At 63.2% G+C, this 22,030-nt stretch carries 16 protein-coding genes and 2 riboswitches; of the genes, 8 read left to right on the top strand and 8 right to left on the bottom strand.

The window, feature by feature from the left end:
* Positions 1 to 11: 11 nt before the first annotated feature.
* From AC3RCJ_RS13280 to AC3RCJ_RS13265, 4 genes are all read right to left on the bottom strand, one after another.
* Positions 12 to 1,184, bottom strand: coding sequence for a cell division protein ZipA C-terminal FtsZ-binding domain-containing protein (locus AC3RCJ_RS13280; protein WP_492958837.1), 1,173 nt, complete (start codon positions 1,182 to 1,184; stop codon positions 12 to 14).
* On the bottom strand, positions 1,181 to 4,708 hold the full coding sequence (gene smc, locus AC3RCJ_RS13275; protein ID WP_492958835.1) for a chromosome segregation protein SMC: 3,528 nt from the start codon (positions 4,706 to 4,708) through the stop codon (positions 1,181 to 1,183). Before smc ends, AC3RCJ_RS13280 begins: the two co-directional genes overlap by 4 nt.
* A gap of 184 nt (positions 4,709 to 4,892) precedes the next feature.
* Positions 4,893 to 5,492, bottom strand: a complete 600-nt coding sequence (locus AC3RCJ_RS13270) for a phosphatase PAP2 family protein (RefSeq protein ID WP_492958833.1) — start codon at positions 5,490 to 5,492, stop codon at positions 4,893 to 4,895.
* Between the two features lie 192 nt (positions 5,493 to 5,684).
* Positions 5,685 to 6,245, bottom strand: coding sequence for an ATP-dependent Clp protease proteolytic subunit (locus AC3RCJ_RS13265; protein ID WP_492958831.1), 561 nt, complete (start codon positions 6,243 to 6,245; stop codon positions 5,685 to 5,687).
* 216 nt (positions 6,246 to 6,461) lie between these two features.
* Positions 6,462 to 6,548, top strand: a riboswitch (glycine riboswitch).
* A 28-nt stretch (positions 6,549 to 6,576) separates the two neighbouring features.
* A riboswitch (glycine riboswitch) is annotated at positions 6,577 to 6,684 on the top strand.
* A gap of 73 nt (positions 6,685 to 6,757) precedes the next feature.
* Between AC3RCJ_RS13265 and gcvT the strand changes: the two genes are divergently transcribed.
* From gcvT to gcvP, 3 genes are all read left to right on the top strand, one after another.
* Positions 6,758 to 7,879 (top strand): glycine cleavage system aminomethyltransferase GcvT, encoded by a 1,122-nt coding sequence (gene gcvT, locus AC3RCJ_RS13260; RefSeq protein WP_492958829.1) that lies wholly within the window; start codon positions 6,758 to 6,760, stop codon positions 7,877 to 7,879.
* Between the two features lie 71 nt (positions 7,880 to 7,950).
* Positions 7,951 to 8,331, top strand: a complete 381-nt coding sequence (gene gcvH, locus AC3RCJ_RS13255; protein ID WP_492958827.1) for a glycine cleavage system protein GcvH — start codon at positions 7,951 to 7,953, stop codon at positions 8,329 to 8,331.
* Between the two features lie 118 nt (positions 8,332 to 8,449).
* Positions 8,450 to 11,350, top strand: coding sequence for an aminomethyl-transferring glycine dehydrogenase (gcvP, locus tag AC3RCJ_RS13250; protein ID WP_492958825.1), 2,901 nt, complete (start codon positions 8,450 to 8,452; stop codon positions 11,348 to 11,350).
* Between the two features lie 122 nt (positions 11,351 to 11,472).
* On the opposite strand, the gene AC3RCJ_RS13245 is transcribed toward gcvP, so the two are convergent.
* Complete coding sequence (locus AC3RCJ_RS13245; protein WP_492958823.1) at positions 11,473 to 11,631, bottom strand: hypothetical protein; 159 nt, start codon at positions 11,629 to 11,631, stop codon at positions 11,473 to 11,475.
* Between the two features lie 108 nt (positions 11,632 to 11,739).
* Here AC3RCJ_RS13245 and AC3RCJ_RS13240 point away from each other — a divergent pair, with 108 nt between their 5' ends.
* On the top strand, positions 11,740 to 12,957 hold the full coding sequence (locus AC3RCJ_RS13240; protein ID WP_492958821.1) for a Bcr/CflA family efflux MFS transporter: 1,218 nt from the start codon (positions 11,740 to 11,742) through the stop codon (positions 12,955 to 12,957).
* A gap of 22 nt (positions 12,958 to 12,979) precedes the next feature.
* Positions 12,980 to 13,588: a TetR/AcrR family transcriptional regulator gene (locus AC3RCJ_RS13235; RefSeq protein ID WP_492958819.1), complete on the top strand. Its 609-nt coding sequence runs from the start codon at positions 12,980 to 12,982 to the stop codon at positions 13,586 to 13,588.
* A gap of 256 nt (positions 13,589 to 13,844) precedes the next feature.
* On the opposite strand, the gene AC3RCJ_RS13230 is transcribed toward AC3RCJ_RS13235, so the two are convergent.
* Positions 13,845 to 14,141: a hypothetical protein gene (locus tag AC3RCJ_RS13230; protein ID WP_492958817.1), complete on the bottom strand. Its 297-nt coding sequence runs from the start codon at positions 14,139 to 14,141 to the stop codon at positions 13,845 to 13,847.
* 753 nt (positions 14,142 to 14,894) lie between these two features.
* On the opposite strand from AC3RCJ_RS13230, the gene mgtA reads away from it, so the two are divergent.
* From mgtA to AC3RCJ_RS13215, 3 genes are read left to right on the top strand one after another with little or no spacing between them, the layout of a single operon-like run.
* Positions 14,895 to 17,579 carry a magnesium-translocating P-type ATPase gene (gene mgtA, locus AC3RCJ_RS13225; RefSeq protein ID WP_492958815.1) on the top strand — a complete coding sequence of 895 codons (2,685 nt, stop codon included), beginning with the start codon at positions 14,895 to 14,897 and terminating at the stop codon, positions 17,577 to 17,579.
* Between the two features lie 36 nt (positions 17,580 to 17,615).
* On the top strand, positions 17,616 to 17,957 hold the full coding sequence (locus AC3RCJ_RS13220) for a hypothetical protein (RefSeq protein WP_492958813.1): 342 nt from the start codon (positions 17,616 to 17,618) through the stop codon (positions 17,955 to 17,957).
* Positions 17,954 to 18,466, top strand: coding sequence for a ribonuclease HI family protein (locus AC3RCJ_RS13215; RefSeq protein ID WP_492958811.1), 513 nt, complete (start codon positions 17,954 to 17,956; stop codon positions 18,464 to 18,466). The genes AC3RCJ_RS13220 and AC3RCJ_RS13215 overlap by 4 nt, the downstream gene beginning before the upstream one ends.
* Positions 18,467 to 18,483: 17 nt before the next feature.
* Here AC3RCJ_RS13215 and AC3RCJ_RS13210 read toward each other — a convergent pair whose 3' ends face one another.
* Both AC3RCJ_RS13210 and AC3RCJ_RS13205 read right to left on the bottom strand, forming a co-directional pair.
* A complete protein-coding gene (locus AC3RCJ_RS13210) occupies positions 18,484 to 20,121 on the bottom strand; it encodes a methyl-accepting chemotaxis protein (RefSeq protein ID WP_492958809.1) in 1,638 nt (545 codons plus the stop codon).
* A gap of 109 nt (positions 20,122 to 20,230) precedes the next feature.
* Positions 20,231 to 21,862 carry a methyl-accepting chemotaxis protein gene (locus tag AC3RCJ_RS13205; RefSeq protein ID WP_492958807.1) on the bottom strand — a complete coding sequence of 544 codons (1,632 nt, stop codon included), beginning with the start codon at positions 21,860 to 21,862 and terminating at the stop codon, positions 20,231 to 20,233.
* Positions 21,863 to 22,030 lie beyond the last annotated feature (168 nt).

The following is a 22,030-nucleotide window of genomic DNA, read 5'->3' as shown; positions in this document are numbered from 1 at the left end:
TGCGGGATTCTTCAGCTAAATAAACGCAGGGCGCGGGTGGAGCCGGCCGGGATGTCGGCCGCGTCCATTTCCTGGTAAAACTCCTGTACCTGGCCGGCGATCTCGGCCAGGGCAGCGTCCGACAGGGCCTGGTTGTAATCGTCGACGATGGTCGCGTCCAGGCGGCCCACCAGCGATTTCGCGCAGGCGACCATGGCGCCAAAGCCGTCGCGCGCGGGCGCCACGCAAGGCACGTCCAGCAGCAGGGTCAGGCGGGGCGTCGTTTCCTCGGCCAGGGTGACATTCGTCGACAGCGAGAACAGATGGCCGCCGTCGCCGTCCGGCATGACGAAGCGGCCATCGGGACGCACGTCGAAACCTTGTTTTTCCAGTGCGACGAGCAAGGTGGAAATGGCCCACGGCGCGCCGTTGGTGTGCAGGTTCACGCCCAGCTGGGCGTCGTGGCCGGCGACGAAGCGGTGCAGATTGCGCGCTTCGGCCATCACTTCCATCATGTCCGGTACTTCCGGCTCGGCGCCGATGTCGTCGGCCACGCCGCGCAGGCGCGTGACCAGCTCCGAGTATTCGAGTTCGTTCAGGGCCGTGCTGCGGCTGGCCAGCTGCACGCCGCCCTGCATCCTGGTGTAGACGCCGCCATGCGTGATCGGTTCCCAGTCGCCATTCACGTGCAGGCCGATGAAATGGACGGGCTTGTTGCCCACCAGGCGCAGGGTTTGCAGCACGGGCAGGATCTTGTCGCCGCGCACGGGCGCTTCCAGCGACAGCGGCAGCAGGCAGTCGATCAGCGGATCGACCAGGCTGGTCGCCTGTTCGCTGGCGGCGCTCACTTCCTGTACGGGCGGGGCAGCAGGCGCGGCCACTGGAGCGGGTTCGGCGGGCACATCGCCCAGCGACGGTTCCGCATGCACGGGCGCATCGGGCACAACGGCGGCCGGCGGTGCGCCGAACGACGGTTCCGCCTTGGCGGCGGGCGCCGCATCGAAGCGCGGTTCCTGGCGCAAGACGGCTTGCTGGCCATCCGCCACGGGCGCATCGCCCTCGCGCATCAGCACGTCATCGTGGTCGGTGGAAAACGCGCGTTCCACGCTTTTCTTGGCCTTGTATTCCTGCCATTTATTGTAGGAAAAAACACCGACGATAAAGACGCCGCCGGCGCCGAACAAGGTAATTTGAAGGTCTGTCATGCTGCTTGTGCCTCGGTTGCAAAATTTGCGGCGGACTCCATGTCCACCGCCACGATGCGCGATACGCCCTGCTCCTGCATCGTCACACCGATCAATTGATGGGCCATTTCCATCGCAATCTTGTTATGCGAAATGAAAAGGAATTGGGTCTGGTCGGACATGCGCTTGACCATGCGGCAGAAGCGTTCCGTGTTCGAATCATCCAGCGGCGCATCGACTTCGTCGAGCAGGCAGAACGGCGCCGGATTCAGGCGGAACATGGAAAACACCAATGCCGTCGCGGTCAGCGCCTTCTCTCCACCGGACAACAGGTGGATGGTGGCATTTTTCTTGCCGGGAGGCTGCGCCATGACTTGTACACCGGAATCGAGAATCTCGTCGCCCGTCATGGTCAGCCTGGCCTGCCCCCCGCCAAACAAAATGGGGAACAGTTCGGAAAAGTGGTGGTTGACCTTGTCGAACGTGTCTTGCAGCAGATCGCGCGTTTCCTTGTCGATCTTGTGGATCGCGTCTTCCAAGGTGTTGATCGCTTCCGTCAGGTCGGCATTCTGGGCGTCGAGGAAATTCTTGCGCTCCGACGCCTGCGCCAACTCGTCGAGCGCGGCCAGGTTGACGGCGCCGAGGGCCGCGATGGCGTTGGTCAGGCGCGTCACTTCGCCCTGCAGGTACGATGGGCGCATGTCCGGATGCAATTTTTCCGTCAAGGCGGCCTCATCGGCGCCCGCTTCCAGCAATTGCTGGGCGAATTGCTCCTGGTTCAGGCGCGCGGCCTGTTCCTTGAGCTGCATTTCCATGATCTTGTCGCGCTGCGGCTGCAAGCTGCGTTCCGATTGCGTGCGTGCATCCTCGGACAGGCGCAGCTGCTGCGTGATCTGGTCCAGTTCGTGGCGCGCATCGGCCAGCGCCCGCTCCTGCGTGGTGCGGCGCTCGAGCAGGTCCTGCAAGCCGTCGGCGGCCGCGCCGCTTTCCAGGTTGGCCAGTTCCAGTTCGCCCGCCTGCAGGCTTGCCGTCACCTGTTGGGCCTGCGTGCTGGCCGTGGCGATATTGCGGCGCAATTCCTCGATCTTCGCGCGGTGGGCTTTTTCCGCGTACTCCGTATCCTTGGCAGCGCGTTCCAGGTCGCGCAAGGCTTCGCGCGCGTCGGCCAGGCGCTGTTCCTTCTGCAAAAAATCGGTATGGCCGTCTTCGTGCGCTTCCTGCAAGTTGCCCAGTTCCATGTCCAGCTGTTCGAATTTCTCTTCCGATTCTGCCTTGATCTGCTGCTGCTCGGCTTCCTGCGCGGCGATTTCGGCGAGATCTGCACCGATCTGCGTGCTGCGCTGGTTGAAGCGCGCTTCCACTTCCGACAGTTTCACCACGTCCAGTTGCAGAGTATGCACGGAAGACGTCAGTTGCTGTATGCGCAAGCGCAAGTCGGACAGGTTGCGCGTCAAGGCGCCCACGGCCGCATCGGCCCGCACGGAACGGGCGCGCGCCTCTTCGGCCAGCAATTGCTGGGCGCGCAGCTGCTTGCCGATATTCTCGATTTCCTGCTGGCGCCCCAGCATGCCTTCCTGCTCGGAATCGGCCGCATAGAAGCGCACGCTGCTGGCCGTGACCACGTGGCCCGCGCGCGTGACAAAATAGCCGCCCGGCGGCAACTTGCCCCGCTCAGCCAGCGCTTCGGCCGCGTCTTCCACGGCATAGGCGTTGTACAGCCAATCCTGCAGCAAGCCGCGCAAGCCCGGATCGTTGAGTTTCAACAAGTTCAAAAACGGTTTCAGGCCTGGCACGTCCGGCACGGGCAGCGGCGCCACGGTCGATGGCGCGTACAGGGCCAGCTTGGCCGGCGGCGCGTCGGCAAAGAAGGCCTTGGCCCAGTCGATATTCGACAGTTGCAAGGCCGACGTGCGCTCGCGCAAGATCGATTCCATGGCCGCTTCCCAGCCCGCCTCGATCTGCAGCTTTTGCCACAGACGGGGCAAGGTGTCGAGTTCGTGCTTCTTCAGCCACGGCTGGACCTTGCCCTGGGTCTGCACGCGTTCCTGCAATTGCTTCAAAGCGGAAAGACGCGCTTCCAGCTGGGCGTTGGCGGCCGTTTCGGCATTCACCTGCGCCTGCGCTTCCATCCGCTCCTGCTCCAGCTTGGGTTGTTGCTCCAGCGCTTCTTCCAGGTAAAAACCCTGCTCTTCCAGGGTTTGCTGCTTTTCTTCCAATTGGAGCTTCAGGTTTTCCAGGTGGCTGCTGTCGGGCAAACTCAGGCTGTTCTTTTCCTGCTGCAAGCGCTCGCGGCGCGTCAACAGGCTGGCCAGGATGTTGGAGGCGTTGCGCTGGTGCGCCGATTCCAGTTCCAGCTGCTGCTGGGCCTGCATGATGCGCGCGCGCGATTCCGTGCTCTTGTTCTGCGCGGCGCGCCAGGCCGCGTCCAGCTCGGGCAATTGCTCGCCCTTCTGTTCCGCCATCATTTGCGACTGTTCCACCTTCGCGGCCAGTTCCTCGAGGTGGAATTCCGCCTCCTCGATCTGTTCCTGGTATTCGCCGCCCTGGCTGGTCCACTGGTCGCGCTGGGCCGTCAGGGTGGCCAGCTGGGCCTGCAGGCGGGCGCGCGATTCGATGACGAACTTGATCTGCGCTTCCAGGCTGCCGATTTCCGCGTTCGTCTGGTACAGATGGCCTTGCGCCGTATGCAAACGGTCGCCCACGGCAAAGTGCGCCTGGCGCATCTGCTCGAGGGTCAGTTCCACGTTGCGCAGCTTGGCCGTCTGTTCTTCCAGGTCCGTCTGCGCCTGTTCCACTTCGCGGAAATAGCGCGTCTGCTCGTTGTGCGCCTCGTTCTTGCGAAGCAGCCACAGCAGTTTCTGCTTTTCTTCCTGGTCCGCCTGCAAGGCGTGGAAACGCGTGGCGACAGCGGCCTGCGCTTCCAGCTTTTCCAGGTTGGCATTGAGTTCGCGCAAGATGTCTTCCACGCGCAGCAGATTCTCGCGCGTGTCCTGCAGGCGGTTTTCCGTCTCGCGGCGGCGTTCCTTGTATTTGGAGACACCGGCCGCTTCTTCGAGGAACACGCGCAGCTCTTCGGGGCGCGATTCGATGATGCGCGAAATCATGCCCTGGCCGATGATGGCGTAGGCGCGCGGCCCCAGGCCCGTGCCGAGGAAGATGTCCTGGATGTCGCGCCGGCGCACGGGCTGGCCGTTGATGTAATAGGTGGACGTGCCGTCGCGCGTCAAGGTGCGCTTGACGGCGATCTCGGCGTACTGGCCCCACTGGCCGGACGCCTTGCCGTCGTTGTTGTCGAACACCAGTTCCACGGAAGCGCGCCCGGCAGGTTTACGGTGGGTGGAACCGTTGAAGATGACGTCCTGCATCGATTCGCCGCGCAATTCCGACGCTTTCGATTCGCCCAGCACCCAGCGCACGGCGTCGATGATGTTCGACTTGCCGCAACCGTTGGGTCCGACCACGCCCACGAGCTGGCCTGGCACCTGGAAATTGGTGGGATCGACGAAAGACTTAAATCCCGACAACTTGATGGAAGAGAGACGCACGTGTTTTAGAGTTCCTGGCCTACGCTGGCGGTTGAAATTATGGGCGAACCCGGATCGCATTCACAATCGCGACGGCAGTCTGGCCGCCGGCTTGCGCCACGCAAGCCATGCACCGCTGAAAAGTGGTTCATCATACCATTTCCTGGTGATTTTCTGGCCAAAAAACAGTTGCGCCAGAGCAGGCTCAAGGCGCGCGGCGGCCATCCTGCGACAGTGTCCAGTCCGCGCGCGAAAAAACATGCTCGCGACCTGAAAGCACCAGGGCCAGTTTCTGCAGCCACAGTTCGGTCGGCATCGGCTCGGCCTTGAAGGCGAGCGCGCCCATCAGCACCAGGCTGGCCAGCGCCAGCGCGTGGCTGACGTCGATATCAGCCTTGCCACGCGCGCTCCACATGAAACCGAAGGCCATCGCCAGGCCCAGCACACTGCCGCTGACCGCCTCCGACACGCTGTGCGCTTCCACGACGACGCGCGAAATGGCCACCAGCACGGCAAAGGCCACGCCCATGGCGACGCCGGCATGGCGCCATGCGGGCGTCGCGCGCTGCAGCAAGACATACAGCAGGACGGGGAACACGGCCCCGGCGCGCATGGCATGGCCACTAAAACCGGTAAAATCCAGGCTGCTGCTGCCCACGCCCCAGCCGATAAAGGCCAGCTTGGACAGCACCACCAGCGCCATGCCGCCGCCGTACCACAGGCTCCAGCTCAGCACCAGCCGCCACTGCCGCGACACCAGCAGCCATAAGGCGATGGCCACGCCCGCCGGCCCCATCAAGGACATATCTGCCGCAAAAGAAATTCCATTCCACCAAGTCATCGTGCCTGCGCTTATTCCATGATCAGGCTGCACTATGCCATGACTGGCCCCATTCCCGCCCGGCTTTTCGTCAGGCGCATGGCAAAATTACATTCCATTACAATTTATATTGCAAATATTGCCGCAGAAAAACATCCTGCGCGCCCGCTTGCCGATTCAGATATTCGTCAGGCGCTTGCCCCTGGGCGGCGCGAAGTCGCGTATCGACTCGACCATGCCCACTTCCAGCGCCTGGTCGGCCGTCAGGTGCAGGTCCGAATACGCATGCACCTGCCACTGCTCGTCCGTCAGGCACACGTGGCCACGCAGGATGCGTTCGGTGCGCATGTCGTCCGCGCGCAAGCCTTCGACGATGATGCTGAGCGCATCGGGCCGTGCGCCCGGCGACGCCGTCGCGTGCGACTTGTGCACCATGAAGCGGGCCGTGTCGCTGGCATGGCGGTGCCGGCCCGACAGGAACAGGGTCACGGCGATCGACGCCACGGCGCCCGCGTTGTAGGTGACCAGTTCGATCGGCAGCTTGCTGAGGAAGTTGTACAGGCAGATGCCGTCGCTGACATAGCCACCATTCGACTGGATCAGGATGTGGGCCGTGGTCAGCTTGTCTTCCGTCATGTCGGACACGGCGTTGAAGACGCGCCGCACCATGTCGCTGTTGACATCGCCGGACAGGGTGAAATAGCCGTGCTGCTCGCTGTTGTTTTGTGTATCGTTCATGGCACACACTCGCAAGTAAACCGGATCTTCAGCATAGCAAATTTCCACGCCGCGTGGCGCCCCTCTTTCGCCGCACGCGATAGTGTTTCCGCCTTGAAACATGCGCCTCGGCGCCCCGTGTCCGCAGGGCACGGCAGCCCCGCAACTGCCCTGTTTTGGTGCGCTGGCGCGGCGACTTTACAGATTGACAGAAACACCCTGCTGGCATATATTCCTCCCACTTGATCGGGAGAGGGCAACCCAGCGTTGCCGCCGAAGGGGCACTACCCAAAAACTCTCAGGCAAAAGGACCGATCAGGCGGACTGAAGTTGTTGCTTTGGCGACATATTTCAGCTCAACTCTGGAGAGCGGCCGCGGCTTTACGCCGGCGGCCCACCGAAGGGGCGCACGGGGCAAGCTCCCCGTAATCTCTCAGGTACAAAGGACAGGGGGGTCAGTGATCACGCCGGAAAGCCGTGTTGGGCTCCGTGTGTTCTGTTAACTTCCCCTTTACCTTCGTCCCGAGGAATCCATGACGCTCAAAGCGACCCCACTCAACAACGCCCACCGTGCCCTCGGCGCCCGCATGGTCGATTTCGGCGGCTGGGACATGCCTGTCAACTACGGCTCGCAAATCGAAGAACACCATGCCGTGCGCGGCGACGCCGGCATGTTCGACGTGTCCCATATGTGCGTGGTCGATATCGAAGGCCCGAACGTGCGCGCCTTCCTGCGCGGCTTGCTGGCCAACAACGTTGACAAGCTGCAAGTGTCGGGCAAGGCGCTGTACTCGTGCATGTTGAATGCCGAAGGCACTGTCATCGATGACCTGATCGTCTACTTCTTCAACGAAAACTGGTTCCGCCTCGTCGTCAACGCGGGCACGGCGGAAAAAGACGTGGCCTGGATGCAGCAGCAGAACGCGGCCAGCAACAGCGGTTTGACGATTACCGAGCGCCGCAATGCCAACGATCCGATGGCCCTGGTGGCCGTACAAGGCCCGAACGCGCGCGCCAAGGTGTGGCAAGTGCTGCCGGAAACGCAGGCCGCTTCCGAAGCCATCAAGCCCTTCAACGTCGTCATCGTCAAGGACACGGCCTTCGGCGAAGTCATGCTGGCGCGCACCGGCTACACGGGCGAAGACGGTTTTGAAATCGGCGTATCGGCCACCCAGGTGGAAGCGCTGTGGAACGCATTGACCGCCGCCGGCGTCAAGCCGGCCGGCCTCGGCGCGCGCGACACCCTGCGCCTGGAAGCGGGCATGAACCTGTACGGCCAGGACATGGACGAAACCGTCAACCCGCTCGACGCGGGCCTGGCGTGGACCATCGACCTGGTCAGCGAGCGCGATTTCATCGGCAAGGCCGCCCTGCTGGCCAAGGGCCAGAACGCGCAATTCGTCGGCCTGATCCTGCGCGAAAAAGGCGGCGTGCTGCGCGCCCATCAAAAAGTCATCATCGCCGGCAGCGACGCCACGGGCGAAATCACCAGCGGCACCTTCAGCCCGACGATGCAGGAAGCCATTGCCCTGGCGCGCGTGCCCAACGGCGTGGCCGTGGGCGACAGCGTGCACGTGGAAATCCGCGGCAAGCAGCTGGCCGCTTCCGTCGTCAAGCTGCCTTTCGTGCGTAACGGTAAAATCCTGGCTGCGTAAGCGTTGATAGAGCCGCCCGCAAGACCGTACAACCATAATCAATAACGAACACTTACCATCTGGAGCCACACATGAACATTCCTGCAGACCTGAAGTACACCGCTTCCCACGAATGGGTACGCCTTGAAGGCGACGGCACCGTCACCGTCGGCATCACCGAATACGCGCAGGACGCGCTGGGCGACATCGTCTTCGTCGAACTGCCAACCGTGGGCAACAGCTACGGCGCCGGCGACGACGCCGCCGTGGTGGAATCGGTGAAAGCCGCCAGCGACATCTACGCGCCGGTTGCCGGCGAAGTCGTGGCCGTCAACGACGACGTGGTCAACTCGCCTGAGTCGATCAATGCCGACGCCTACGCCAACTGGCTGTTCAAGATCAAGCCAGCCGACGTGTCGGCCCTGGACGGCCTGCTCGACGCCGCCGCCTATGGCGCCACCACCAGCGCCTGATCGCGTTTGACTCACGGGCCGCGTTTGCGGCCCGTTTGCATTTAATTTTGTAGCTATACCCCGCCGCCGCGCCCGCGCGCCGCCTCCCGGTTTTTCAGTCTTTTTTGGCCTCTATATCATGACCCGCACCAGCCTGACCCAACTCGAAGCACGCGATGCCTTCATCGCCCGCCACATCGGCCCTTCCGCCACCGAACAGCAAGCCATGCTGGCGACCCTCGGCTATCCATCGCGCGCCGCGCTGATCGACGCCCTGGTGCCAAGCAACATCCGCAACAAGGGCGCCCTGCCCCTGGGCGCCTACTCGCAGCCGATGCCGGAACAGGAAGCGTTGTCGCGCCTGAAAGCCATCGCCGGCAAGAACCAGGTATTGAAATCCCTGATTGGCCAGGGCTATTACAACACGTTTACGCCAGGCGTCGTGCTGCGCAACATCTTTGAAAATCCCGCCTGGTACACGGCGTACACGCCTTACCAGCCCGAGATTTCGCAAGGCCGCCTGGAAGCGATCTTGAACTTCCAGCAAGTGATCACGGATTTGACCGGCATGGGCATCTCGAACGCCTCGATGCTGGACGAAGGCACGGCCGCCGCCGAAGCGATGACATTGATCCAGCGCGTGGGCAAGTCCAAATCGAACGTGCTGTACGTCGCCAATGACGTGCTGCCGCAAACGCTGGAAGTGGTGCAGACGCGCGCCCAGCCGATCGGCATCGAAGTGCGCACCTTCGACCCGGCGGAAATCGAGTCGCTGGACGCCTGCTTCGGCGTGCTGCTGCAATACCCTGGCGTGAACGGCGTCGTGCGCGACTACCGCGCAGGCGTGGAAAAGCTGCACGCGAACGGCGCCATGGTCATCGTCGCGGCCGACCTGCTGGCCCTGACCATGCTCGCGCCGCCGGGCGAATGGGGCGCCGACGTCGTCGTCGGCAACAGCCAGCGCTTCGGCGTGCCGCTCGGTTTCGGCGGCCCGCACGCGGGCTACCTGTCCACGCGCGATGAATTCAAGCGCAATATGTCGGGCCGCCTGGTGGGCGTGACCGTCGATGCGCAAGGCAACAAGGCCTACCGTTTGGCCCTGCAAACGCGCGAACAGCATATCCGCCGCGAAAAAGCGACCTCGAACATCTGCACGGCGCAAGTGCTGCTGGCCGTGATGGCCTCGATGTACGCCGTCTACCACGGCCCTGCCGGCCTGCTGCAGATCGCCCAGCGCGTGCACCGCTACACGGGCGTGCTGGCGGCCAACCTGGCGACCCTGGGCCACAAGGTCGTCAACGCCAGCTACTTCGACACCCTGACCGTCAACGTCGGCGATGCGGAAAAACTGCACGCGGCGGCACTGAAACACGGCGTCAACCTGCGCAAGGTCGACAGCAGCCACGTCGGCGTGTCGCTCGACGAGACCACCACGCGCGCCGATATCGCGCTGCTGTGGAACGTCTTCGCCGATGGCGTCGCCAACGCGCCTGCCGCGCCTGACCTGGACTTTGTGGAAGCGGGCGTCACCAGCGCGCTGCCGGCGCAGCTGGCGCGCGAGAGCGCCTACCTGACGCATCCCGTCTTCAACAGCTACCACTCGGAACACGAGATGCTGCGCTACCTGCGCAGCCTGGCCGACAAGGACCTGGCGCTGGACCGCACCATGATCCCGCTCGGTTCGTGCACCATGAAGCTGAACGCGACGAGCGAAATGATCCCCGTCACCTGGCCGGAATTTTCCAACATCCACCCGTTCGCGCCCGACGCGCAAACGGTGGGCTACCGCGAAATGATCGCGCAACTGGAAGAGATGCTGTGCGCCTTGACGGGCTACGCGGCCGTCTCGCTGCAGCCGAACGCCGGCTCGCAGGGCGAATACGCGGGTCTGCTGGTGATCAAGGCCTACCACGAATCGCGCGGCGAAGGCCACCGCAACATCTGTTTGATTCCGTCGTCGGCGCACGGCACCAACCCGGCATCGGCCAATATGGTCGGCATGCAGGTCGTCGTCACCAGCTGCGACGCCAACGGCAACGTGGACCTGGCCGACCTGAAGGCGAAAGCGGAAAAGCACAGCGCCAACCTGGCGTGCGTGATGGTCACCTACCCGTCCACCCACGGCGTGTTTGAAGAAGGCATCCAGGAACTGTGCGAGATCATCCACTCGCACGGCGGCCAGGTCTACATCGACGGCGCCAACATGAATGCGCTGGTCGGCGTGGCCGCTCCCGGCTCGTTTGGCGGCGACGTCTCGCACCTGAACCTGCACAAGACCTTCTGCATCCCGCACGGCGGCGGCGGACCTGGCGTCGGCCCGATCGGCGTCGGCGCCCACCTGGCGAAATTCCTGCCGAACCAGCGTTCGTCGGGCTACCAGCGCGACGTGGCCGGCATCGGCGCCGTCAGCGCCGCGCCATTCGGCTCGGCCAGCATCCTGCCGATTTCGTGGATGTACATCGCCATGATGGGGGCGGAAGGCTTGACGGCGGCGACCGAGACGGCGATCCTGGCGGCGAACTACATCGCGCGCCGCCTGGCGCCGCACTATCCCGTGCTGTACTCGGGCCACGACGGCCTGGTCGCGCACGAGTGCATCCTGGACCTGCGCCCGATCACGGACGCCACCGGCATCAGCAACGAAGACGTGGCCAAGCGTTTGATGGACTTCGGCTTCCATGCGCCGACCATGAGCTTCCCCGTGCCGGGCACCCTGATGATCGAGCCGACGGAAAGCGAATCGAAAGTGGAGATCGACCGCTTCATCGACGCCATGATCGCCATCCGCGCGGAAATCGCCAAGGTCGCCAGCGGTGAATTCGACCACGACGACAACCCGTTGAAGAACGCGCCGCACACGGCACAGGTATTGATGTCGGACAATTGGGAACGCAAGTACAGCCGTGAAATCGCGGCCTACCCCGTCGCTTCCCTGCGCCAGCGCAAATACTGGCCACCGGTCGGCCGCGCCGACAACGTGTACGGCGACCGCAACCTGTTCTGCGGCTGCGCACCGATCAGTTCGTACGAAGAAGAGTAAGCGCCAGGCGCCCGCTACCGCGGGCGCACCGGCGACAAGCAGGCAGGCCGCACGGCCTGCCTTTTTTTATGCACGCATGGCGCTATACGCCGCTCGGCGAGCACCTTTTCTCACTGCCTGCCCTACAGCGCCAGCAAGGCCGCACCCGGCACTGCCATGACGCCCGCCACGATCGTCAGGCACACCACATCGCGCCGCTCGCAGCGCGCACGATGCGAACTCCACGCCGCGAACAGCAGCGCCCCGGCGATACCGCTCAGCATGATTCCAAATTCCATCATCCCAGTTCTCCTTGAAAAGTTTTAACTACCTACCGGTAGGCAGTAAGTGTACAATAAAAACAGCGGCGGCGCATGCACGCGGCTTTTTGCGGAATGAAAGGAATATTGATGCAGCAAGCAACCCACCTCCCTGCCGCCGGTCTTGGCCTGGCGGCTTCCCTGGCCCTGGTGGCCGTGCTCGGCCCGGCCGGCATCGACATGTATCTGGCCTCGATGCCGGCGATGGCGCGCGAACTGCACACCTCGTATGCGAACGTACAGCTGAGCCTGACCGTCTTCCTGCTGGCGCTGGGCGGCGGGCAATTGCTGTGCGGCCCCTTGACCGACATGCTGGGACGGCGCCGTCCGCTGCTGGCCGGCATCGCCGTGTACATCGTGGCCGCCGCGTGGGCGTCGCAGGCGGACCAGTTGTCCGCCCTGCTGCTGGCGCGCACGCTGCAGGGACTGGGCGCCGCGCTGACCCTGGTCGTGGTGATGAGCATGGTGCGCGACGTGGCCGATGGCGTGAAGGCGGCGCAGCTGTTTGCCCTCCTGATGACCATCGTCGGCCTGGCGCCCGTGCTGGCGCCCGCCGTGGGCGGCTTGCTCGATGCCCACTATGGCTGGCGTGCCGTGATGCTCGCCCTGGCCGCGCTGGGCGTACTGGCTTTGCTCAACAGCGCGCTGTTCCTGCCAGAAACCTTGCCACCCGCGCGGCGCGTGCCGCCGCAAGGCCTGCACCGCACGTATGCGCGCATCGCCGCGGATCGCGCCTTCCTGCTGCCTGCGCTGGCGCTGGCCGCCAGCTTCTTCTTCCTGTTTGCCTACATAGGCGGCGCGTCACTGGTCTACCAGCGCGATTTCGGCCTGTCGGCCGGCAGCTTCGGCCTGGTCTTCGGCGCCACGGGCATCGCCGTACTGCTGGGCGCGATGGCCAGCGGGCGCCTGGTGGAGAAACACGGCGTGGCGCGCCTGAGCGCGGCGGGCAGCGCCGCCATGCTGGGCGGTGCCGTGCTGTCGCTGGCGGGCGCCTGGGCCGGTTTGGGCATCATGGGGGTGGCAAGCGGCATGTTCGTGGCCCTGTTCGGCCTGGGCATCGCGGAAGCGGCCCTGATGGCCATGGCCATGGGTTCGCAGCGGCGCGCGCTCGGTTCCACGGCAGCGCTGCTGGGCGCGATACAGATGTCGATCTCGTCGCTGGCCACGCCGCTGGCCGCCGGCCTGTCGGAATCGGGCGCCCTGCCCTGGCTGCTGTTCTTGACCGTCGCGGGCGTGCTGGTATCATGGCTGACCCTGGCCACCGCGCGCGGCCACCCGGCACACGCCACCAGCCAGGGAGCGCACTGACGCCTCACCCAATATCGCCCCAATGATGAAAAAACGCTCGGCCTCGGCCGATAAGATCTGCGCCGTCGCCGTCGCGCACTTTTCCGAACACGGCTACGACGCCTCGTCCCTCAGCGACATCGCCGCGCAGGCCGGCATGCGCAAGGCATCGCTGTATTCGCACTTCACCGGCAAGGACGCCCTCTTCCTCGACGTATTTGCCGACGCGCTGGCGGAAGAGCAGGCGTTCATGGATGCCTGCTTCGCCGACGAGGCGGCGCAGGCAGACGCCGGCGGCCAGCTGGCCGGCTCCCTGTACTGCGACCGCATGGCGCAGCGCTATGCCGACTCGGCGCACCTGCGCTTCCTGTTGCGCACGGCCTACCTGCCGCCGGCTTCCCTGCGCGTGCAGATCGGCAGCGGTTTCGAAGCGTTGCTGGTGCAATTGCTGCAGCATTACGTCGCCAGCCTGGGCCGCCTGGCGCCCCGGCTGCCGGCGGCGCGCGTGGAACTGTATGCGCAAGCCTACCTGGGCATCGTCGACAGCCTGCACGTGGAACTCATTTACGCGGGCGGCGCCGCCCTGCAGCAGCGCCACGCGGCGCTGTGGCAGATCTTGTCCGATTCGCTGGCCATGGCGCAAACGGCCTGATGCGGCATAGGCTGCAGCCACTCGCTGAACGGCAAACAGGTCTGACACTAGCCGCTATCGGGTTTTCGGAAGCAGCACTTTGAACCTTCCAAGATGGTAGGACTTGCTGCCGGATTTTTCGCATGCGAAGTTCAGCTTGCGCCGTTTTCCGTCGTTGGCAGGCTCAGCCCCGTTGCATGCATTGCTTACTGTTGGCAACTGTCGCGCAGCCAGCGCTTGTGAGCAGTTCAGCAGTGTCCAGTGAACTCGTGGCACGTTAGACATCCAGGAGCATCATCACAGCCGACAATACCAGCAACTGAAGAAAAGCGAGAAACAAAGCTCGTGGTATCGGCGGCATGAACTGCCCTTGCAAGCTCTTCGTCGGTGAAATCAAAGCAGACTTATTGCTTCCTACACAATAAAATAATGCCGATACAGCCAAGGAAAAAATCCTGACATTAGCCGGTATAACTTCAGGAGCAAAGGCACAGCCAAAGAAGATTAAGGAGAAAAAAAATAAAGAAATGCGGGAAATTTTCTGCCCCAACTGAAGTTGTATTTGAGATTCCATAATTTTTATCATTGATTTTAATTACTCAAGTTTCGCTTCGAACGGCTGCTCCTGGCCGCTTGCCGTTGTTGCCAGGTCACGCCCCATGATGTCTACGCATGCGGAGCAGCAGCTTCGTGGAAGCCGCCAGGGAACGCGTAGCCTTTGGCGAGGCGCGCCACGCCAAAAATGGCTCAGGCATAGGCGTGCACCAGTAGAAAGCCAGTCAGCGGGACGACGGCAAACAGCACAACAATGCCAAGGCATCCTGATCTCGATCCAGATCTGGAACCTACAGGAGTAGCGCATCAGCGTGCCCGAGCATAACGGATTGCCAAGTAGAAAGAATCACATATTGTCACATCAACGCGAATGGCCGCGGCATCGGACTTTCGTGTTCGTCCACGCCCACATTACACTTTGGAAACCTAAGATTTCTTCAGTTGACACTGTTGCAGCACGTGCCTAAGATGCCCCCATTATTCATTTACGGAGTCCCACGTGGGTACTTGTTCTAGTGACAGTAGCCGATCTTGTATCGGCGATTGCCTCGGCAGCTAAGCAGCAAGCAACGCGGAACCCGTTTCCTCCGTGCCTTGCTGAGCAAGGTGCGGTGTCTCGCGCGGCCAGGTTGGCCACGCGCCCCTCCCCCCTCTTTCCGATCGCGACCGGCTACTGACCCGGATTGCCCGCCAGCACTATTGTGTCTTGGCGGCACGCAAGTCTTGCCTGCGGCTGCGCCGCCCGTCAACACCTCGTCGTGAAAGGAAGAGCATGAATCTCTTCACCCGCTTATTCGAATCGTTCCTGCGCAAGCGCCACACGGCCGGCCATTTCCGCCGCCGCGCCATGCCGCTGGAAAACAGCACGGCCCGCCCCGTGCCCGACCACCTGGCGCGCCAGTTGCTGACGGCCGCCCATGAAGAACTGCACCTGGCCCTGGCCCGGCTGCAGTCGCGCGGGACGGGCCTGAGCGACGACGAAGCGCTCGATATCCTCGCACAGACCGGCCCCAACGAAGTCGAACATGAAAAGCCGCTGGCCTGGTACCAGCATCTGTGGCTGTGCTACAAGAATCCGTTCAACCTGCTGCTCACCGTGCTGGCCATCGTGTCCTACCTGACGGAAGACCCGAAGGCGACCATCGTCATCGGCACCATGGTGATCCTGTCGACCTTGCTGCGCTTCGTGCAGGAGGGCCGCTCGAACCGCGCCGCCGAGCGCCTGAAAGCCATGGTCAGCAATACCGCCACCGTGCTGCGCGGCGGCCTGCAGGTCGAGCTGCCGCTGCGCCAGCTGGTGCAGGGCGACATCATCGTGCTGTCGGCAGGCGACATGATCCCCGCCGACTGCCGCCTGCTGGCGGCGAAAGACCTGTTCGTCAGCCAGGCCGCCATGACGGGCGAATCCTTGCCCGTGGAAAAGATGGCTGAACTGGCCGACAGCGCAGGCCGCGACCCGATGGAGCTGGCCAATTTGCTGTTCATGGGCACCAACGTCATTTCCGGCGCGGCCACGGCGCTGGTCCTGGCCACGGGCAACCGCACCTATTTCGGCACCATCGCCACGCGCGTGACGGCCAGCGAGCGCACGCCCACGGCGTTTGAAGCGGGCGTGAACAGCGTCAGCTGGCTCTTGATCCGCTTCGCCCTCGTGATGGCGCCGCTGGTCTTCCTCATCAATGGCTGGACCAAGGGCGACTGGATGGAAGCGTTCCTGTTTGCCCTGTCCGTCGCCGTGGGCCTGACGCCGGAAATGCTGCCCATGATCGTCACCAGCACCCTGGCCAAGGGCGCCGTGAAACTGTCGAAAAAGAAAGTCGTCGTCAAGCGCCTGGATGCCATCCAGAACTTCGGCGCCATGGACGTGCTGTGCACGGACAAGACGGGCACCTTGACGCAGGACAAGATCGTGCTCGAGCGCCACACGGACGTGTTCGGCCAGCCGTCCGACGAGGTGCTGCAATTCGCCTACCTGAACAGCCACTACCAGACGGGCTTGAAAAACCTGCTCGACCGCGCCGTGCTCGACCACGTGGAATTGCAGACGGAAATGCAGCTGGCGCGCGACTACGTCAAGGTAGATGAAATCCCGTTTGATTTCGTGCGCCGCCGCATGTCCGTCGTCGTTTCCGAAAAGAATGATCACCATGAACTGATCTGCAAGGGCGCCGTCGAGGAAATCCTCGCCGCCTGCAGCCATTTGCGCCTGAACGGCGTCGATGTGCCGCTCGACGCCGCGCTGCTGGCCAAGGTGCTGGCCACCACGCAGGGCTTGAATGCGGAAGGGCTAAGAGTGGTGGCCGTGGCTGTCAAGGAAGTGCCGCCGCATAAAACCGTGTACGGCGTGGCCGACGAAACGGCGCTGACCCTGATCGGCTATGTGGCGTTTCTTGATCCGCCGAAGGAATCGACGGCGCCCGCCCTGCGCGCGCTGGCGGAGCATGGCGTCACCGTGAAAGTATTGACGGGGGACAACCACCTGGTGACGGCGAAGATTTGCCGCGAAGTGGGCCTGGCCGTGCATGGCGTGCTGCAAGGCCCGCAACTGGACGAGATGGACGACGCCACCCTGGCCCGCGCGGCGGAAGAGCATACCGTGTTTGCCAAGCTCAGCCCGCTGCACAAGGAGCGCCTCGTGCGCGCCCTGCGCGGCAATGGCCATATCGTCGGCTTCATGGGCGACGGCATCAACGACGCGCCCGCCCTGCGCGCGGCCGACATCGGCATTTCCGTCGATTCGGCCGTCGATATCGCCAAGGAGGCGGCCGACATCATCCTGCTGGAAAAAAGCCTGATGGTGCTGGAAGAAGGCGTGCTGGAAGGCCGGCGTACCTTCAGCAACATGCTCAAATATATACGCATGACGGCCAGCTCGAACTTCGGCAATGTATTTTCCGTGCTGGTGGCCAGCGCCTTTCTGCCATTCCTGCCCATGCTGCCGCTGCACCTGCTGGTGCAGAACCTGCTGTATGACGTGTCGCAGATCGCCATCCCCTTCGACAATGTCGACGCCGAGCTGATCCAGCAGCCTTTGAGCTGGAATCCGCGCGACATCGGCCGCTTCATGGTGTTCTTCGGCCCCATCAGCTCGATCTTCGACATCAGCACGTTTATTTTGATGTGGCATGTGTTCGGCGCGAATACGCCTGAGCAGCAGACCCTGTTCCAGTCCGGCTGGTTCGTCGTGGGCTTGCTGACGCAAACGCTGATCGTGCACCTGATCCGCACGCCCAGGCTGCCCTTCATCGACAGTATCGCCTCCGTGCCCCTGCTGGTGGCGACCACGGCCATCATGGCGGTGGGCGTGTTCCTGCCGATGGGGCCGCTTGCAAGCTACTTCAAGCTGCAAGCCTTGCCGCTCGATTACTTCCCGTGGCTGCTGGCCATCCTGGTCTGCTACACGGTGCTGACGACAAGCATGAAACGCATCTATCTGCGCAAATTCGGCTGGCAATAGTATGATGAGCCGCTCTTTCCCCTACAAAAGGCGCGCATGAGCGGCTCCTCCCTTTCCAAACGTAATCTCGCCCTGCTGCTGTCGGCCCTCGTGTTTCCCGGCAGCGGGCATTTTGTCTTGCGGCGCAAGGCGCGCGGCTGCCTCTTCCTCGTGCCATCCCTGGTCGCGCTGGCGATCGTATTGCGCCAGATCATGGCACGCTTGGACCAAATCATGGCACAGATCGACAGCGGCGCCCTGCCCCTCGATGTGCAACTGATCATGGAAAAAGTCGACGCGCTGTCGGCCAACGACGGTCCCGCCATGACGGTGGCCGTGAGCGTGCTGGTGGCGTGCTGGATAGGCAGCCTGATCGATACCATGCTGCTCAAGCCATGACGGCGGAAGCCCAGGCGCGCAAACTGCGCAAGGAGGCAAAGATGCAGGCGCGCCGCGCCCAGCTGGCGCTCAAGCGCCAGGATGACGGCGGGCCGCTGGCCTGGCGCGGCTGGTTCGACGGTTCCGCCCATCCGAACCCGGGCAAGCTGGGCATAGGCGCCCTGCTGCTGGGGCCAAATGGCGAACGCATCGAGGTGAGCGCGGCGGCCGGCCATGGCAGCAGCAGCGACGCGGAATATGCGGCCCTGACGGCCGTGCTGCAGGCGGCGCTCAAGCTGCGCCCGCCGCCCGTGCAACTGCTGCTGCATGGCGACAGCCAGGTGGTGATCAACGACGTGCTGGGAACGACGCCGGTCGGCGCCAAGGGGCTGGAAGTACACAGGGCCAGCGTAGTGGCCCTGCTGCAGCAATTCAATGATGTCAGCTTGCGCTGGATTCCGCGCCACCGCAATGGCGAGGCGGACCGGCTGTCGCAGCTGGCGATTTCAAACCTTGCCCCGGAAGCGTAAGTACCGGGGTAAGCAACTTAAGCGGCGCGGCCGATCCGCAAGGCATCTTGCGGCGTTTTGGCCGCCGGCCGTTTCATCCCCGTCAAACCGCTGACACTGGCCTGCTGGCCATGCAATTTGAAGACGCTGACCACTTGCGCCAGGTTGTGCGCCTGGTGCTGCATCGATTCGGCGGCCGCCGCCGACTCTTCCACCAGGGCCGCATTTTGTTGCGTCACGGCATCCATCTGGCCGATGGCGCGGTTGATCTCGTCGATGCCCACGCTTTGCTCGCTGCTCGCCGCCGTGATTTCCGTGATGATGTCGCTCACGCGCTGCACGCTGTCGACGATGTCGTTCATGGTCGAACCGGCCTGCGCCACCAGCATGCTGCCCGCGTTGACTTGCTCCACCGACGCGCCGATCAGGGTCTTGATCTCTTTCGCCGCCGAAGCGGAACGCTGGGCCAGGTTGCGCACCTCGGACGCCACCACGGCAAAGCCACGGCCCTGCTCGCCAGCCCTGGCCGCCTCCACGGCCGCGTTCAGGGCCAAAATGTTCGTCTGGAAGGCGATGCCGTCGATCACGCTGATGATATCGACGATCTTGTTCGACGAGGCATTGATCGATTCCATCGTGCCCACCACCTGCGCCACGACTTCGCCGCCCTTGACGGCCACTTGCGCCGCCGAGGCCGCCAACTGGTTCGCCTGGCGTGCATTATCCGCATTCTGCTTCACGGTGGAAGTCAGCTCTTCCATCGACGAAGCCGTTTCTTCCAGCGAACCGGCCTGCTCTTCCGTGCGGGAAGACAGATCCTGGTTGCCGGCGGCAATTTGCGTCGAGGACGTGGCGATGCTGTCCGTGCCCGTACGTACTTCGCTGACGATATTGAGCAAGCTGGTGTTCATGTCCTTGAGCGCTTGCAGCAGCTGGCCCGTTTCATCCTTGGCGCTGGCATCGATCTGCGCCGTCAGGTCGCCATCGGCCACCTTGCGGGCAATGTCCACAGCCGTGCGCAGGGGGCGCACGATGCCCATCGTCAAGACCCAAGCACAGACGACGCCAAAAGCCAGTGCCAGCGCGGCCAGCGCCAGCAGCAGGTTGCGGCTGGTCTTGGCCACTGCATCGATCTCGCGCGCGGTGGCGTCGATGCTGGCGCGCTGGTGTTCCAGCATGTTCATGATGACTTTCTGGTATTTCGTCGAACCGGGCACGAAGACGGCCTGGAAAGCCTTGTCCGCCTCTTCCGCCTGCCCGGCCGCCTTCAGCTTTGATACTTGCTCACGGGCATCCAGATACACCTTGCGCATGTCGCTGACCTGGCGGAACAGTTCGGTTTCTTGCGGGCCGGAAATCAAGGCTTCGATCTTCTTTTGCAGCTCGCCCGAGACGACGGACGACTGTTTCGCTTCTTCCGCGAAATACGGTCCCAGCGAGGTATCGGAACTGCGCACGATGGCCGTGGTGCGGCGGATGCCGCTGTCGATCTTGCTGTACCAGTCAGAAATATAGCGTTCCTTCGCCAGCGGCTGCTCCATCATGGTGCGCGTGGCCGTGGCCACGTCGTGCAAACGCCAGACGCTGATGCCCGTGATAAGCATGGAAAACAGCAAAATGACGGCAAAACCCAGGCCGAGACGCACACCGATACTGACGTTTCTTAACAAATTCATGTGAATATCCTAAAAAGCGGAACCAGACTACAAAAAGGGGACGGCTGAACACGGCAGCCAGCGCCGCGGGCAAGCGCTTCCGCGCTTGCCCCTGCTAGTGCAAAACCGCTTAGCCCAGGCGCAAGGGACGCGGCGGTGTTTTCTTGCCTGTCGGACGTTTTACACCGTTCAAGCCGCTGGCGCCCGCCTGCTGGCCATTGAGCTTGAACACGCTGACAACCTGCGCCAGGCTGTGCGCCTGGTGCTGCATCGATTCGGCGGCCGCCGCCGACTCTTCCACCAGGGCCGCATTTTGTTGCGTCACGGCATCCATCTGGCCGATGGCGCGGTTGATCTCGTCGATGCCCACGCTTTGCTCGCTGCTCGCCGCCGTGATTTCCGTGATGATATCGCTCACGCGCTGCACGCTGTCGACGATGTCGTTCATGGTCGAGCCGGCTTGCGCCACCAGCATGCTGCCCGCGTTGACCTGCTCCACCGACGCACCGATCAGGGTCTTGATCTCTTTCGCCGCCGAAGCGGAACGCTGGGCCAGGTTGCGCACTTCGGAGGCCACGACGGCAAAGCCGCGTCCCTGCTCGCCAGCCCTGGCCGCTTCCACGGCCGCGTTCAGGGCCAAAATGTTCGTCTGGAAGGCGATGCCGTCGATCACGCTGATGATATCGACGATCTTGTTCGACGAGGCATTGATCGATTCCATCGTGCCCACCACCTGCGCCACGACCTCGCCGCCCTTGACGGCCACTTGCGCCGCCGAGGCCGCCAACTGGTTCGCCTGGCGCGCATTATCCGCATTCTGCTTCACGGTACTGGTCAGCTCTTCCATCGACGAAGCCGTTTCTTCCAGCGAACCGGCCTGCTCTTCCGTGCGGGAAGACAGATCCTGGTTGCCGGCAGCGATTTGCGTCGACGAGGTGGCGATGCTGTCCGTGCCGCTGCGCACTTCGCCCACGATGGTCAGCAAGCTGGCATTCATATCCTTCAGCGACTGCAGCAGCTGGCCCGTTTCATCCTTGGCGCTGGCGTCGATCTGCGCCGTCAGGTCGCCATCGGCCACCTTGCGGGCGATGCCCACGGCCGTGCGCAAGGGGCGCACGATGCCCATCGTCAGCAGCCAGGCGCAGACGACGCCGAAGCCCAGCGCCAGCGCCGACAGCAACAGCAGCAGCTTGCGGCTGGTGCTGGCGATGTCATCGATCTGGCGCGCGGTGGCGTCAATGGTGGCGCGCTGGTGCTCCAGCAAGCCGTAGACCATCTTCTGGTACTTGGCGGCGGCCGGCACAAAGGTTTTTTCAAACACTTCCTTGGCGGCCTCGGACTGGGACTCGCCCTTGAGCTTGTAGACCTGGTCGCGCGAGCCCACATACACTTCGCGCAATTCCAGCAAGCCGGCGAACATGGCCTGTTCTTTGGGGTCCTTGAGCAGCGCCGCGATCTTTTTTTGCAGGACGGCCGAGCTGGCGGTCGACACTTTCGACTCTTCGGCGAAATAGCCGCTCAGCGAGGTGTCGCTGCTGCGGGCGATGGCGATCGTGCGCCGCACGGCGCTGTCGATGCGCGTATACCAGTCGGAAATATAGCGTTCCTTGGCCAGCGGCTCTTCCATCATCGTGCGCGTGGCGCTGGCCACGTCATGCAAACGCCAGACACTGATGCCGGTAATAATCATGGAAAACAATAAAATGACGGCAAAGCCCAGTCCCAGACGCACCCCGATGCTGACGTTTCTTAACAAATTCATGTGAACTATCCTAATATCCTGAAGAGGCGCCCTGCGCCAGCGCCAGGGACAGCATGGCGAACGCCGCCAAATCTGTCCCGACAAGTAAACTGGCGCACGGTTCGGTTGAACCGTGCGCCAGGAAAATGCGCTAGCGTGCTCCCTGCGGAAACGATATGCAATACTTAA

The sequence above is a fragment of the Janthinobacterium sp. GW822-FHT07H11 genome (genome assembly GCF_058798615.1).
The sequence above is the reverse complement of the archived record's forward strand: the minus strand, read 5'-3'. Positions and strand labels throughout refer to the sequence as shown.